At 61.0% G+C, this 14,979-nt stretch carries 16 protein-coding genes; 2 read left to right on the plus strand and 14 right to left on the minus strand.

Annotated elements, in window-relative coordinates; translation table 11 throughout:
* Positions 1 to 7: 7 nt before the first annotated feature.
* From CHEJ32_RS0119315 to CHEJ32_RS25340, 13 genes are all read right to left on the minus strand, one after another.
* Positions 8 to 973, minus strand: a complete 966-nt coding sequence (locus CHEJ32_RS0119315) for a catechol 2,3-dioxygenase (RefSeq protein WP_028035263.1) — start codon at positions 971 to 973, stop codon at positions 8 to 10.
* Between the two features lie 9 nt (positions 974 to 982).
* Positions 983 to 1,297 carry a YciI family protein gene (locus tag CHEJ32_RS0119320; protein ID WP_028035264.1) on the minus strand — a complete coding sequence of 105 codons (315 nt, stop codon included), beginning with the start codon at positions 1,295 to 1,297 and terminating at the stop codon, positions 983 to 985.
* Positions 1,298 to 1,310: 13 nt separating this feature from the next.
* The gene (locus tag CHEJ32_RS0119325; protein ID WP_028035265.1) at positions 1,311 to 2,153 is read right to left on the minus strand and encodes a class III extradiol dioxygenase family protein; all 843 of its coding nucleotides are present in this window, start codon (positions 2,151 to 2,153) and stop codon (positions 1,311 to 1,313) included.
* Positions 2,146 to 2,520, minus strand: a complete 375-nt coding sequence (locus CHEJ32_RS0119330) for an extradiol ring-cleavage dioxygenase (protein WP_051469769.1) — start codon at positions 2,518 to 2,520, stop codon at positions 2,146 to 2,148. Before CHEJ32_RS0119330 ends, CHEJ32_RS0119325 begins: the two co-directional genes overlap by 8 nt.
* 16 nt (positions 2,521 to 2,536) lie before the next feature.
* The gene (locus CHEJ32_RS0119335) at positions 2,537 to 3,232 is read right to left on the minus strand and encodes an alpha/beta fold hydrolase (protein ID WP_028035267.1); all 696 of its coding nucleotides are present in this window, start codon (positions 3,230 to 3,232) and stop codon (positions 2,537 to 2,539) included.
* Between the two features lie 14 nt (positions 3,233 to 3,246).
* A complete protein-coding gene (locus CHEJ32_RS0119340; RefSeq protein ID WP_028035268.1) occupies positions 3,247 to 4,551 on the minus strand; it encodes a TRAP transporter large permease in 1,305 nt (434 codons plus the stop codon).
* Positions 4,548 to 5,057, minus strand: a complete 510-nt coding sequence (locus CHEJ32_RS0119345; protein ID WP_028035269.1) for a TRAP transporter small permease — start codon at positions 5,055 to 5,057, stop codon at positions 4,548 to 4,550. Before CHEJ32_RS0119345 ends, CHEJ32_RS0119340 begins: the two co-directional genes overlap by 4 nt.
* Before the next feature lie 22 nt (positions 5,058 to 5,079).
* The gene (locus CHEJ32_RS0119350; protein WP_028035270.1) at positions 5,080 to 6,078 is read right to left on the minus strand and encodes a TRAP transporter substrate-binding protein; all 999 of its coding nucleotides are present in this window, start codon (positions 6,076 to 6,078) and stop codon (positions 5,080 to 5,082) included.
* Between the two features lie 176 nt (positions 6,079 to 6,254).
* Positions 6,255 to 7,163, minus strand: a complete 909-nt coding sequence (locus CHEJ32_RS0119355; protein WP_028035271.1) for an NAD(P)-dependent oxidoreductase — start codon at positions 7,161 to 7,163, stop codon at positions 6,255 to 6,257.
* A 90-nt stretch (positions 7,164 to 7,253) separates the two neighbouring features.
* The gene (purU, locus tag CHEJ32_RS0119360) at positions 7,254 to 8,105 is read right to left on the minus strand and encodes a formyltetrahydrofolate deformylase (RefSeq protein WP_028035272.1); all 852 of its coding nucleotides are present in this window, start codon (positions 8,103 to 8,105) and stop codon (positions 7,254 to 7,256) included.
* 5 nt (positions 8,106 to 8,110) lie between these two features.
* Positions 8,111 to 9,016, minus strand: a complete 906-nt coding sequence (locus tag CHEJ32_RS0119365; protein ID WP_084032862.1) for a methylenetetrahydrofolate reductase — start codon at positions 9,014 to 9,016, stop codon at positions 8,111 to 8,113.
* A 127-nt stretch (positions 9,017 to 9,143) separates the two neighbouring features.
* The gene (locus tag CHEJ32_RS0119370) at positions 9,144 to 10,550 is read right to left on the minus strand and encodes an aminomethyltransferase family protein (RefSeq protein WP_028035274.1); all 1,407 of its coding nucleotides are present in this window, start codon (positions 10,548 to 10,550) and stop codon (positions 9,144 to 9,146) included.
* 117 nt (positions 10,551 to 10,667) lie between these two features.
* On the minus strand, positions 10,668 to 11,408 hold the full coding sequence (locus CHEJ32_RS25340) for an IclR family transcriptional regulator (RefSeq protein ID WP_051469770.1): 741 nt from the start codon (positions 11,406 to 11,408) through the stop codon (positions 10,668 to 10,670).
* A 240-nt stretch (positions 11,409 to 11,648) separates the two neighbouring features.
* Between CHEJ32_RS25340 and CHEJ32_RS0119380 the strand changes: the two genes are divergently transcribed.
* Entirely contained in the window at positions 11,649 to 12,323 is a 675-nt protein-coding gene (locus CHEJ32_RS0119380; RefSeq protein WP_028035275.1) for a L,D-transpeptidase, read from the plus strand.
* Here the strand turns inward: CHEJ32_RS0119380 and CHEJ32_RS0119385 are convergent.
* A complete protein-coding gene (locus CHEJ32_RS0119385; RefSeq protein ID WP_028035276.1) occupies positions 12,320 to 13,915 on the minus strand; it encodes an ABC-F family ATP-binding cassette domain-containing protein in 1,596 nt (531 codons plus the stop codon). The two genes, CHEJ32_RS0119380 and CHEJ32_RS0119385, sit on opposite strands and share 4 nt — an antisense overlap.
* 278 nt (positions 13,916 to 14,193) lie before the next feature.
* On the opposite strand from CHEJ32_RS0119385, the gene CHEJ32_RS0119395 reads away from it, so the two are divergent.
* Positions 14,194 to 14,976, plus strand: a complete 783-nt coding sequence (locus CHEJ32_RS0119395) for an MBL fold metallo-hydrolase (protein ID WP_028035277.1) — start codon at positions 14,194 to 14,196, stop codon at positions 14,974 to 14,976.
* The last annotated feature ends 3 nt before the right edge of the window (positions 14,977 to 14,979 follow it).

Genomic DNA, 14,979 nt, shown 5'->3' on the forward strand with positions numbered 1-14,979 from the left:
CTTCTCCTCAAGATTTCTGCGCCGGATCGACCGGCGGCGTGCCGTGCGTATGAAAGGTCTCGATCGTCTTCATGCCCCAGGCCTGCCCCTTCTTCCGCTCGGCCTCGGTCCAGGTGATGGGCTGCCAGTCGGGCCTCAGGATCAGCCGCGCACCGGCATTGGCCACCTCGACGCGATTTCCCGCCGGCTCATAGGCATAGAGGAAGAAGGTCTGCTGGATTGCATGCTTGTGCGGACCGGACTCGATGAAGACCCCATTTTCGAGGTAGATATCCGCTGCGCGCAGCACGTCATCGCGGCTGTCCACCGCATAGGTGAGATGGTGGAAGCGGCCCGAGGCGCCGTAATGGTCCTCCGTGCAAGCCAGATCATAGCTCTTGTTGTTGACCGTGAACCAGCAGCCGGCAAGACGGCCATTGTCGAGCACCACCTGCTCGGTGACGCGGCTGCCGAGCGCCTCGATCATGAAGTCGCGGATTTGCGATACGTCGCTCGCAAGCAGGTTCACATGGTCGATGCGGCGCACGCAAACGCCTCGCCCATGGAAGCGCTGCGCCACGTTCTTCAGCGCCGGCCGCTCCTCAGGCGGCGCAACATAGAGATTGGTGTCGTAATAGAGTTCGAAGATGTGCCCGTCGGGGCTCTTGAAGCGGTAGGCGCGGCCGTGACCGAGATCGCCATCCACCCAGCCGATCCCGAGCCCCATCTTCTCGATCACCGCGACGCGGCGCTCCAGCGCCTCGGGCGAGGAGGTGCGGTAACCGACATGCCCCATCCCGGTCGTGTCCGACCGGGTGAGCTTCAGACTATGGTACTCGTAGTCGTCCCAGCCGCGGAGATGGGCGGAATTTTCATCTCGACCGCTCTCCGTCATGCCATAGACGTTGACGAAGAAATTGAGGCTCTCCTCGAACTTGTTCGTCAGAAGCTCGACATGGCCCAGATGGGCGACATCGAAGCATGGCTCCGCCATGGTCTCCTCCTATTTCGTCAATGGATCGATCCGCTGCGCCTGGAAGGTGTCGGCGAGCCTCACGAGTTCGACGTTCTCAACAACACCGTTGATATGAAAGGGGTCCTGTTCAGCGAAGGCCCGCGCCCTTTCGTAAGTTTCAGCCTCCAGGATACCGAAGTTTCCGATGCCGCTGCCGGTCTCGCGTTCCCAAAGTGCGCTGCCGGTCAGCACCTTCGCCAAGCCGCGCCCACCAGTGGCGACATGCTCGCGGTGCTTTGGCCTGAGTTCGTCGCGCAATTCGGAAACCCCTTCCCGGTGCCTGCAGATCATGAGGAAATACACGAAACCTGCCTCCTCAACCCCGGTTTTCCAGCACCACCATTCCCGCCCCGGTCGTGGAAGCCGGCGCATAATAGTGCTTGTGAACGGTTTCGACGCGCTCATCCATCGCACCGCGCATGACCAGCCACATGATAAGCTCCGCGCCTTCGCTGCCGAATGTGCGGATGTAATCCTCGCGCATCATCTCACGATATTTCTGCGGATCGTTGCCGATCTCCTCGATCCAGGCCTGGTCGGCATCGCGATTGATGAAACCGGCCCGCGAGCCCTGCAGTTGATGCGACAGACCACCCGTCCCCATGATGACGAAGCGCTCATCGGTCGGCCAGCTTTCGATCGCCGCGCGCAGAACCTTGCCGAGCTGCCACATGCGCTGCGGCGTCGGGATCGGATACTGAATGGTGTTCACAAAGACCGGTACCACCTTTACCGGCCATGCTTCCGGGCGGCCGAAGAAGAGCTCCATCGGCACTTGCATGCCGTGGTCGACGTCGATCTCACGGCAGACAAGCGGGTCGAAGTGGTTCTCGACCAGCGTATCGACGAAGTGCCACGAGAAGTCCTCCGCGCCTTCGAAAACGGGAACGTCGCGCGGCCCCCAGCCTTCATCGATGGGCCTGTAGCTCGAAGCACAGCCGACAGCCAGGGTCGGGACCTTGTCGAGGAAAAACGCATTGCCATGATCGTTGAAGATCACGACGGCGACATCCGGCCGGCGATCGCGCATCCATTGCTGCGCCGGCACATACCCGTCGAAAAAGGGCTTCCAATCGGGCGTGTCGCGCAACCCTCGGTCAAGAGCGACGCCGATCGAGGGGACGTGCGAGGTGCCCAAGCCGCCGATGATCTTAGCCATTGAGCTTCTTTCCAAGTCTCTCGGTGAGGAATTCAGTGTGATCCATGCCGGCCTGCGCGGCCCCGATCTGCGTTATCGGCACCGGGTCGACGGCGGAAATCTTGAGAATGAAGAAGAGATTGCCGCCAAGGCGGACCATCTCGCGCCAATCGCGCGATTTGACGGCAGCCTTTTCCTCGGCCGTCAGTCCATAGGAATCGAGAAATGCCTCCTCATTCGCCTTGAAGGCCTCCCGGTTCCTTTGATCGCTGAGCGCCATCGCCATCTTGTTGATGCGGTAGCCGGCGATATTCCGCTTCCGGTCGAGAAGCGGTGTTTCGGGAATGGTGCCCGTACCGTCGGCTGGCGCACTCACTGCGGAATCCATCTAATACTCCGTTAATTCACGCTCGAATCCAGTTTTCCAGCGCCGCTCCGACAGCCTCCGGCCGCTCGATGGGCGCAAAATGCCCCGCATCCTCGATCACCTCCAATCGGGCGTGAGGCAGGAGCGACTGCATCTCCTCATGCTGGGCCAGCGGGCTCCAGGCATCCTGTCGCCCGACCAGGAGCAGCGTCGGGCAGCGGATATCCTGTAGGCTCGGTCTTGCATCTGGCCGATCGAGCAAAGCCCGGATCTGCCGCTCGTGCAATTCCGGTGACATCCGCTCGACCATGGCGCATAACTCGCTCATGAGGACCCGGTCCGTATGGCGCGCCGAATGAACCATCGGCGGCAGCCACTGGTCGGCCAGCGCTTTCATGCCCTCCCGGTAAGCCAGTTCCACCAGCACCTGGCGACGTGCTTCCTCCCCTTCCTTGCGGGGGTGGATGCCCGTATCGCAGAGCGCGAGCCTTTCGATGCGATCGGGAGCGAGCCGCACCATTTCGAGCGCGACACGTGCGCCCATGGAATGGCCCGCCAAATAAAGAGGCCCCGGATGCGCCGACAGCGTATCCTCGGCCATGCGCGTGATGTGGTCCTGTGTCGAAAGATCGGCCACCGCGACCGGCAGCACGGTGGAAATGCTTTCGACGGCGCGGCGCCAGACGATACCGTCCGACAAGAGCCCGGGGATCAGGACCAGGGTAGGTTTCATGCCATTTTCTCTTCTTATCCGATCATCGTGCTGGGCAGATAAAGCGCGATCTGGGGGAACAGCACGAGGATGATGACCGCCAGCAGCATCACCAGCCAGAAGGGCGCCACACCGACGAAGATGTCACGCAACGGAACGTGCGGCGCGACCGATTTGACGATGAAGACATTGACACCGACGGGCGGACTGATGAGCCCCATTTCCAACGTGATCACGACGAGCACGCCGAACCAGATCGGATCGAAACCCAACGCCATCACGGCCGGGAAGAAGATGGGCATGGTCAGTACCAGCATGGCGAAGCCCTCCAGGAACAGGCCAAGCACCATGTAGCAGGCGAGGATCAGCGCCAGGACCACGGTCGGCCCGACATCGAGGCCGGTCAGGAAGCCGGCGATTTCGTGAGGGATGCGGCTGAGCGCGAGGAAGGGGTTCAACAGATGGGCCGATATCAGGATCAGCATCACCGTCGCGGTCGTGACGATCGAATCCCGAAGCGCCCTATAGAGCCCGTCGAATTTTAGCTGTCGCGTCACTGCGCCGGAGAGGATGACCAGGCCTGCGCCGACGGCCGCAGCTTCCACAGGCGAGAAGAAGCCCAGATAGATGCCCCCGATCGTAAGCAGGACGATGACCAGGATCGGGACAGCGCCAAGAAGGGCTGCCGATTTCTCCCTCCAGCTGGTTCGCGGGCCCGGCGGACCATAATCGGGCCACAGATAGGAGAGCGCCGTGATCAGGATGATGAACATGATCAGGAGCATGATTCCTGGAAGGACTCCGGCAAGGAACAGGCGCCCGATCGACTGCTGAGTCAGGATCGCATAAACCACGAAGCCGGTGGATGGCGGGATGAGGATACCCAGCGTGCCACCTGCCGCGACCGCCCCGGTGGATAGCTTCGGGCTGTAATTGAATCGGTCCATCTCCGCGAGCGAGACCCGTCCCATGGTGAGAGCGGAGGCGACCGAGGAGCCGCAGAGCGCCGCAAAACCGCCGCAGCCGATGATGGTGGCAGACGCCAGACCGCCCTTGACCGAGCCGATGAGCGCATAGGCTGCATCGTAGAGCCTGCGGCTCATGCCGCTTTCTGTGGCGACATTGCCCATCAAGATGAACAACGGAACAACGATAAGCTCCGCGCTGGAAGCAAGCGTGAATGTTTCGCTTGCCAGAAGGTTCAAGGCGTTGCTGGGACTGGCAAGAACGGAGACGCCCACGAGCCCGACCGTAAACATGGCAAAGGCCACCGGAACGCGCAGGGCAAACAGCACAAAAAGTGCGACGAGGCCGAGAAGGCCGATCACTGTCGCGCTCACGGCATCGCCTCCTTATGCTCCGCGCGGCGATCTTCTCGGAGAATGAGTTCGAGGCCGCGCAAAAACATGCCGAGCGCGGTGAGAATGGAGAACCCGGCCAGGGCCCACTGGAACCACGCTTTGGGAAGCTGGATGATGTTCGTCGCCAGATTGAGCATCAGCGAGAGCTGGGCGGATTGGATAACCTTCCAGGCGACCGCACCAAACAGCACGACTCCGAGAAAGGCGACGCAGATATCGATCACCCGGTTCATCCTCGGTGGAAACGCATTCTCGAAGATGTCGATCGCGATATGCCCCCCATGACGACCGCAGTAGGCCATGCCGCCAAAGACGATGATCACCATGCCCATCTGGCCGATGTCCTGGGCGCCGCGAAGAGGTGCTCCGAAGTAGCGCCCGATCACATCGATCAGGATCACGATCGTGACGAGTGCGAGCGCCACGCTTCCCAGGATGTTGGACAGGCCGATGAGCCTGTCCACAACGCTGCGCAAAGATCTCATGGCGCTCGCCCCACGCTCCCGATCAGTTCTTTTTCAGCATCGCGTCCAGGACGTCCTGCGCCCCCATATCTGCGATCAGTTTGGTGCGCAGATCGTCCGCGATCTTCGTGAAGGGAGCGATCTCCTCGGCAGTCAGGTCGATAACCGTGTTGCTCGGATCCGCGCGCACCTCCTGCAGCGTGCGTTCGGCGGCGGCATTCCAGCCTTCCTCGCCCTTCTGGGAGAGGGTGCGGCCGGTATGCTTGTCGAGAATCGCCTTGTGCTCGGGGCTCAGACCGTCATAACGGGCCTGGTTCATAACCAGATAGAACATGATGTTCCCGAGCGGAGCGCCGAGCGTGTAGGAATTCGCCACCTCGTCGAGCTTGAAGTCGTTGATCGCGCTGGAGCCGGTGACGATACCGTCGATGAGCCCCGTCTGCAGGGCGTTATACATTTCACCGGCCGGCATCTGCACCGGCGTGGCGCCAAAAGCCTCGACGAGCGCGCCCGATACGGAGCCCGAGACGCGGATACGCAGGCCCTTGAGGTCACCGGGTGAACGGATCTCGTGATCCTTCATGATGAAGACGTTCGGCTCCGATATCCAAAGCGCCAGCGGATGCGTGCCGGGGAACTCGCTCTTGAGATGGTCGTCGAAGGCGTTCCAGAGCATATCGTAGCCGGTCATCCCCTCCGGCACGGCGCCCGGCATCTCGACGATCATCGATTTGGGAAATTGCGACGAGGTGTAGCCGGACAGTCCCCAAGTGATGTCGGCGACGCCCTGGACAGCGCGCACATATTGCTCCATCGGCCCGGCGCCCAATTCCCCGCCGGGATAGACACGAATCGTAAGATCGCCGTTGCTATCCGCCTTCACGCCTTCGACCAGCGGCTCCACCACCGACGCGGTCACGACGTGAGCCGGCGCCACGAAATGCGCCAGCGACAGTTCCTCTGCCTGCGTCAGCGCCGGAACGGCGACCATGCTCGACGCGAGCATCAAGGAAGCGATGGATCCTCTCAACCAAGCTTTCATGATTTTTCCTCCCTGCAAAAGCGCTCCGGCGCAGCGCTGCCAAGCCGGACATACCCCTAAACACCGTTAGACAGAGCGGCTTGTCAAAACCAATTCAAAGTCCGTCTCCGCCATAAGCTTATGCTATAATAGCTTCCCAGGTTCACCGCCCAAGCTTCTGATTGTGATAAATATTCTCAGCCTTTTCTTGTCTGTCCGGCGTCAGACTTCTGCTGAAGAGCATCCGAGGCCCGCCTTGCCACCTCCGCCGGATCAGTGACCTTGCCGAGTTTCAAGCCAAGGCCGCCGACGCTTGCCTGCAATTCGGCGATCGCCGCGGCCAGCGCGCGCCCTTCAGGAAAACCGAGCTCGCTCATCGCAACGGCGGATTCCCGCATTTCGGCAGCCCGGCGGGTGCCGTGCGTCGCGACGCGCTCGAACTGGTAAGAAAGGAACCGGTCCCATTCGAATTGCGGGAAGCTCTCGGCAAGGGAGGCCTTCACCCGTTCCAGGCAGCCTGCCCTGTGGGCCGCCATCAGCATCTGCACGCTGATCGCTTCGAGTCCTTTCACGAAGAGGCTGCGCACCATCTTGATGGTTGCCGCCATGCCGGGCTCACGCCCCACCATCTCGAAGTCGAAGCCAAGTTCCTCGAGCTGCCCGATAAGAGCCGTATCGATCGAACCGGCCACCAACACCGGTGAGCGATGGCCTCGCGGGTGCACTGGCGACATCACGGCCATATCCACGTAGCGGGCGCCCGATGGCGCCAGAAGCGCAGCGGTCTGTTGCTTCACGCCAGCAGAGACGGAATTGATGTCGAAATAGACCTGGCCGGACCGGAGTGCGGTGGCCACGAACCGGCCGGCATCGAGGCTCGATGCAGCCGTGACCGCGGCAATAACCCAATCTGCTCCCGCCACCGCTTCATTCGGCGTTTTGGCAAGCCTGACGTCCGTCTCTTCCGCGGCTTTCCTGATCGGAGCGCCGTCGCCGGTGTCCAGAAGGATATCATAGGCGGAAAAGAGGAGTCCTGGCCGCGCCTCCTTGAGGCTGTTCGCAAAAGCACGTGCGGCCTCGCCAAAACCTATGAACGAAACATGCATCCGCTACCCCCTACTGCTTCGAACACCAGCGTCTCGGCCGCGCGGGCCAGAATTTGGATAATGTCAGGGATGGCGCTGCGGGCCCGCACGCTATTCCGGAAACACGATCGTCTTGCTGCCGTTGAGCAGCACCCGATCGTCCAGATGATAGCGCACGGCACGCGCGAGCACGCGGCGCTCGATATCCCTGCCCTTGCGGATCAGCCCCTCAGGCGTATCGAGATGGCTTATCCGCTCCACATCCTGCTCGATGATCGGACCTTCGTCGAGATCGCCGGTCACGTAGTGCGCAGTTGCACCGATAAGCTTCACGCCGCGCTCGAATGCCTGATGGTAAGGCTTCGCGCCTTTGAACCCCGGCAGGAAGGAGTGATGGATGTTGATGCAGCGGCCGTAAAGATCGGAGGCGAGTTCGTCCGACAGGACCTGCATGTAGCGCGCCAGGACCACGAGATCCGCCGTCGTCTCCTCGATCACGCCCCTGAGCTCCTGCTCCTGTTTGGGCTTCGTCTCCTTGGTGATCGGCAAGTGCCAGAAGGGCAGATCGCCCATCATGATGTTACTGTAGATATCGCGCGGATAGTTGGAGACGATGCCCGCGATCTCCATCGGGAGCTCGCCCGACCGCCATCGGTAGAGGAGATCGACAAGACAATGATCGAAACGGGAGACGAGCAGAAGCACCCTGCGGCGCTCGGCCTGGTCACGTAGGGCCCATTTCATGCCGAACCGCTCAGTCACCGGCGCAACGGCTCCCCGCACGGCCTCGCCCTGTAGGTTTGGTCCCCTGAAGACAATGCGGATGAAGAACTGGCCGGTGACCGTGTCTCCGAACTGCTGCAGGTCCTGGATATCGCAGCCCAGGTGAAAGATCGTGGTGGAAAGAGCCGAAACGATACCTGGCCGGTCGGCGCAATAAGCCGTGAAGACAAAGGACTGCATCTTCCCTACCTTACCGCTTCGAGGCCAGCGAAATGGGCAACCCACTCGGCCGTGTTCTTCACTCCACCGAAAGGATAGAAATGAAGCGCGACATCGCCATGGATGCGCGGATTTAGGCCGCTTGCAAATTCCTCTATGATGCGGTCCGGCCCGGCGGTCGTAAGAAGCTTGGTAATGGACACGCCATACTTCGCCATGACCTTCGCCGAAGCCCCGACGCCGCAACGGGCCGCGAAGCGAAGCAGCGTCTTGACGCTTGCCGGGCCGGCGACCCCGACGCGCACTTTGGCTTCGATCCCTTCCTCGCGCACACGCTCCAGCCATGTGAGCACCGGCCCCGCGTCGAAGCCGAACTGGGTGGTGATCTCGCATTCGTGCCCAAGGACCTTGAGGGCGGCATGCTTGTCCTTCAGGGCGCGCCAGAGCTTCTCCTCGGAAATCTGCGGATGTCCCTCGGGATAACCGGAGATGCCGACGCGACCGATACCGTGCTTTGCCAGCAGGCCGGACTGGATGACCGCAAGTGCATCCTCGAAAGGGCCTTCAGGCTGGGCGGGATCTCCCGCCACCACGAAGGCGCTCTCCACCCCGTGCTGGGCGAGCCGCGAGAGGAATGTTTCAAGCTCCGCCGTGGATTTCAATCGTCGTGCAGAAATATGAGAAACGGGACTGAACCCCAGGCGCTTGGCAGCACCGGCGGCAGCCACACGCGCATCGACATCCTCACCCGGCAAAAACGTGACGGAGATCGACGTTCCTGCGGGCACGAGCTGTGCTGCTTCGCTCAGGCTGTTCACGTCCTTTGCGGTGATCTCGATCGAGTGGCCGCGCAGAAGTTTGCGCATCCTTTCGCCCAGACCATGTCCCGAGTCTTCGCCGATATTTCTGCTATCCTGCGTGACCAGCGCCATCGCACATTCCTCCAATTGCCCAATGCCTGCCATCGCCGCACCGCGGGAGGGTAGACGGCAGCACCCTCTCTTGCGGCCCACGCTTCTCCGCGGGCCGCAAGCCCTTGTTCAATGATTGCCCTTGCGTTCAGGCCGCTCCCTGGGCCCGCCAACCGCCTTCGACATAGGTCTTGCGAACGGTTTCCACATAGGGAACGGGGCTCACGATCGCGCGGATCTCCATCTGCCTGTGAGGCTCGACGGTGGGCTTTGCCGTCCCACCACCTTCCTCACCCCAGACGAAGATCACTTCCTGACCAGGCTGCGCGTATTCTTCCTCGAGGATCGCGAGCGTGAGCATCTTGCGCTCGTTGGAGCTGTAGCCGACCCAGGTGGAAATGCCGACCGTCTCGCCGCTGCCGACGATCACCTTGTCATAGGGATGCATCGAATAGACTGCCGATGGAAATTCCATGAACTTGCCACGGCCGTCGCCTTTTTGGAGCTGTGAGGCAAAGACGCGGATAACATCCTCGTTTTCCAGCGCGAGCGTCACCTTCTTGCGGTGCGGCTGCTTTGCCCTTTCCTCAAGCGCCTCGCGGCCGATGAAGTCGTGGTCGAACTTCAGCACATGGCCATAGCCCAGATCCCAGGGCGTGAGATAGTAATCCTCGATACTGTCGGAAACGAAGCTGCCGCCGATCGAGGCCTTCGCTTCGTAACTGTCTTCCGTCAGCCACTGGCGATAAGCTTTCATCTTCTCGCCCGTATAAACGGCCGGCAGCGGTGACGGGACCCAGCCGGACTCCAGCGTGTTGGACGAATAGGCGCGCCCGCCGACCTGGAGCAGCCCAAACTCCTCACCCGCCCTGACGATCGCCTCACGCACCGCCTCGCCTTCGGCCCAGGGACCGAAAAGCTCATAACCGGGCTGGCCGGCCATGCCGTGGCGCAGCGCGCGCACCTTCTTTCCGGCGATCTCGATGGTCGTCATGTTGAAGAATTTGAGTTCCGGCGCGGGCTTGCCGGTCAGTTTCTCCACCACCTTCACGGCATTCGGGCCCTGGATCTGGAACCGATAGGACTTCCTGTTGAAGGGGTCGGGCCGTGCGGCCGAGCGCTCGTCGAGCTCAAGCTTCACGTCATAGCGGCCGGTTTCCGCATGGAAGCGAATCCAGTTCAACACTGGAATGCGGCCCACGAGATTGAAGCTGTTCTCGGCCAGATAAAACAGGATGACGTCGCCGATCACATAGCCGTCATAGGAGCAAGGAACGAACTGCTTGGCCTTGTCGACGGCGAAATTCGCAAAGCTGTTGATGCCCAGATGCGACAGGAGCTTCAGCGCGTCCGGCCCTTCAACGGCGAGATCAGCCATGTGATAGGACTGGTTGAAGAGCACGCAAGTGTTCTGCCAGGCAGCTTGCTCGTTACGCCAATTGGTGAATTCGGCCGGAACGCCCGGATAGACGTTCGGACCAGTCTTCTGATTGCGGAGGAGCTCAACAGGATTGCCACTCTCCTGAAGCAGGTCTTCAAGGCTGCGTTTCGACATTCCAGGCTCCCTCCCTCAATTTCATTATCGTGAAATTACACACTCATGAAGCATAGGGAAGGGAGCGCTGTCAAGCGGCGCTCTTCCGTGGTCACTCGCAAAACGAGGGGCGGGGATTCAGGCGGCGCTGTTCAACTCGTCCAGGCCGCGCCTGATCTCATCCGCGATCTTCCGCTCGGTCAGGTGATCGAACCGCGGAGAAGGAATGCCTACGCTCAGACTATGCTGGTGATCGAGAGCCACGCCGATGCCCATGACTCCGATCGTATGCTCCTCGCGCGAGAGCGCGTAGCCGCGGTCCCTCGTGCGCTTCAGATCGTCCCGAAGGCTCTGCTCTTCAACAAGCGTATAAGGCGTAAAGCGGATGCGCGGCGCAGTCGCGAAATACTCATCGAGAAGATCCGGCGGAAGCGCAGCAAGCAGGGCCTTTCCCGACGCAAAGCTGTGGAGCGGGACGCGCATGCCCTTTTGCGGCGTGAAGCGAAGGGCGTGGCTGGAAGCCTCTACGTCGAGCACTTCCACATCACTGCCGCGCCTGATGAACAGGGACGCCGTTTCGGCGGTTGCCCGCGCGATGGCGCGCATCACGGCAACTCTGCGCTGGGTGATATCCAGCGGATTTCCGGCAGCAAGACGAGAGACCGCCGGCCCGATGCTGTAGGTCCTGTCGGAGGCCGGAGACAGCCACTCCCGACTGACAAGCGTCGTCAGCAGATAGGAGAGACTGCTTTCCGGGATTCCCGTCGCACGGCTGATCTCACGCGCGGTCGCTGCCCCCTTGCGGGACACCTGCTCGACGATATCCATGGCTCGGGCCGCGGACTTCACAGAGGCTGAGGGCTTATCTTTCGTCAACATGCAATTTCATATACGTGAAGAACTTGTTTCGGTCAATTCAGTTGGGTGAAGCGAGCCAGCTGCAAAACTGTAACCGTAAGACGGAGATGCCGCATCCGCTGAATCGTCAAGGCCTCACAATGAGTGACAAGTCTGCAACACTTTAAAAAGGATATTCGGAGATGAAAGCCATGGCTCCAATCTTGCCACAAGCGCGTTGGAGATCGAAGCTGTTCTTACATGTAGAAGGAGTGCTTAAAGTTGCCTGTTCTGTCCCGCCGCGTATTCCTCCTTTCGGCAGCTTCCGCGCTCGCAGGTTGCGCGTCTACCGCGCAGCGGCCCCAGCCAGCGCCAAAGCCGGCGATCCCGCCACATTACTATACGATGTACGCACCGATCCACGACGAGCAATTCCCCATCGCGGCAGCGGACCTGACAAAGATCGACCCGAAATATCTCCGTCAGGAAGTTGATTATGATACGGCCGAGATGCCCGGCACGATCGTCATCGACACGCAGGAGCGCTTTCTCTACCTCGTGCGCGAGAACGGGCGCGCGCTGCGCTACGGCATCGGCGTCGGGAAAGAAGGCCTGGCTTTCGAAGGGCGAGCCGTGATCGGTTACAAGCGCAAGTGGCCCCGCTGGACGCCGACCCGCTCGATGATCGAGCGCGAGCCTGAGCGCTACGGGCCGCTCGCCGCGGGAATGGAACCAGGGATTCACAATCCGTTGGGCCCTCGGGCGCTTTATCTGTTCAAGAATGGCGCCGACACGCTTTACCGCATTCACGGCACGACAGAGGACTGGTCCATCGGCCGCGCCGTTTCCAGCGGCTGCATACGTCTACTGAACCATGACATTATCGATCTCTATGATCGGGTTCCGACCGGCTCCCGCGTCGTGGTGCTGCAGCAGGGTTCGTCGCCAAGCGTCTAGCTCTCCGGCCGATTCCCCAGTTCAACCCATCGTCCGATGCGGATCGCTTCGAGGAACGCCGTGTCGTGGCTGACGACGATAAGCGCACCGTCATAGGCCAGGAGGCCTGCCTCCAGCGCCTGGATGGAATCCAGGTCCAGATGATTCGTCGGCTCGTCCAGAAGGAGAAGCTGGGGTGGTTTCCCACCGCCGAGGACAGCGGCCAGCCCTGCCCTCAGCACTTGCCCTCCGCTGAGCGCCCCCACGGGCTTGAGCGCGGCATCCGCCCTGAACAGGAACCGCGCCAGCGCCGCTCGGCAGGCATTTTCATCCGCGTCCGGATTGAGCCGCAGAAAATTATCGCGAACGGAGGATTGGGGGTCCAGGAGGCTCATCGTCTGGTCGAGCACGGCATGACGCACATGGATCCGCGCCTCTCCCGCGACAGGCTGAAGCTCTCCAGTGACGAGGCGCAACAGGGTGGTCTTGCCGGACCCGTTCGGTCCGACAATCGCCACCCGTTCCGGCCCGACCAAAGCGAAGCTGAAATTTTGGACGACCGCCGTCCCGTCATAGCCGCCTGAAAGCTCCTGCGCCTCGGCAACAATCTTTCCATTAGCAAGCCCGGTCGGCTGGAACGTTAGCGACAGCTCCTTCAGCTTCTCGATTCGGGAGCGCGCCTCCTCCGCTTCGGCGGCAGCAGCCTGCCTAAGCCTGCTTGCAAGCTTCGCCTGGCCACCGGCGGTGCTTTCCGCCCGCTCCTTCATGGCATCGAGCATGATCTTCGGCATGTCTCCCTTGGCGCGCTTGCGCCTTCCTGCAGCATCCCGCCTCGCCTTGCGTTCCGCGGCTGTCTGCAGGCGCCGGTCCACCTCTTCGACCTTGCGCTCCGCCGTTTCAAGCTTGTGCCGCACCGCTTCGAGCTCGATTGCCTTCTGCTCTCGGTAATGGCTCCAGTTTCCACCATAGGTCTTGGCGCCGATGGTCGACAGCTCGACGATCTCGTCCATATGCTCGAGCAGCTCCCGGTCATGGCTCACGACGATCGCACCGCGCCGCCATTTGGCGAGAAGCTGCACGAGAGCCTGCCTTCCCTCGCGGTCGAGATTGTTCGTGGGTTCGTCGAGGAGGATCACGTCGGGTTCCTGGAACAGCACACTGGCGAGCGCGACCCGCGTTCTCTGGCCACCGCTCAACTCCTGCAAAGGATAGTCCGATGGAAGCGCAGAAAGGCCGGCTTGAACCAGGCAGTCGTAAAGGCGGGGGAGCAAAGTCCAGTCGGCCTCGGCAATTTCATCGGCAACCGCCTCTCCCGCCTCGATCCTGTCGAGGAGTTCCAGCGCCCCCGTTATGCCGAACCAATCGGCAACGGTCTCCCTCTCGCCGACCTGCACTTCCTGGCGCAAGACGGCAATGCGGCTGCTTGTCGAGACCGTTCCCTTTAGCGGAACAAGCTCGCCGGCGATTATCTTGAGAAGGGTCGATTTCCCGACGCCATTGCGGCCTACGAGCCCCGTTCGGCCAGTGCCGAAGGAAAGGTCGAGACCATCGAAGAGAGTGGTGCCGTCAGGCGTGGACCAGGAGATATCCTTGAGAACGATGGAAGCGGGCATGCATGGATTCCGGATGATGATGATCGTTGCGGGCGAAAATCATCTGGAACCGCATTGGCCTCGACCTCCTGTTCAATGGATATCGCTTTAACTAAGGACGATGCCTCTCTTCGTCAACTAGGCGTGACTCCCGACCCTCGTAAGCGCGGCGGGGCGTGTGATCGGGAAAGGGCCGCCTTCACTTTTCCGTTACTTTGATCCGACATCACCCTGACTTAATTTCGCTGTCATCCGCAGCAGATGAAGATAGCCAAACGGCAACCACGGAGGAGGAGACGATGATCCTTACGAGACGGAAAACCTTGCAACTTGGGGCAGGCGGCCTGGCTGCTGCCGGAGCAACACTCATCATGCCCTTCTCCGCCATGGCACAGGAGAACGCGGGCGATCGCTATGAGAGCGACAATGGAGAAATCGCCATCTCCCCCATCGCGCATGCTTCTTTCGTCATGACGGTTCCGAACATGGTCATCTATGTCGACCCCGTCGGAGGTGCCGCTGCCTATGATGGCCACCAGCCGGCCGACCTGATCCTCATCACCCATGAACACGGGGATCATTTCGAGCCCGAGACGCTCACGGCGCTGGCAGGCGAACAGGCTCGGCTCGTCACCAGTCCGTCAGTATTCGAAAAGTTGCCTGAAGAACTGAAGGGTCGGGCGACAGCCATTCGCAACGGGGAAAAGACGACGGAAGGGGAAATCGGGATTGAAGCGATCCCGGCCTACAACACCACCGAAGACAGGCTGCAATACCATCCCAAAGGGCGGGACAATGGCTACGTCGTTACGGTCGATGGGCGGCGCGTCTACATTGCCGGGGATACGGAAGACATACCGGAAATGCGTGCCCTCAAGGACATCGATATTGCTTTCGTGCCGATGAATCTGCCCTACACCATGGATGTGGATCAGGCAGCATCAGCCGTGGCCGAGTTCGCACCAAAAGTGGTCTACCCCTATCATTACCGCGGAAGCGATCCCGAGGCCTTTGCCTCGAAGGTCGCGGAAGCAAATGGTGAGATCAAGGTCGTTCAGGGACCCTGGTATAGCGAAGGCTGAAAA

This window comes from Chelativorans sp. J32, assembly GCF_000518985.1.
GTDB lineage: Bacteria > Pseudomonadota > Alphaproteobacteria > Rhizobiales > Rhizobiaceae > Chelativorans.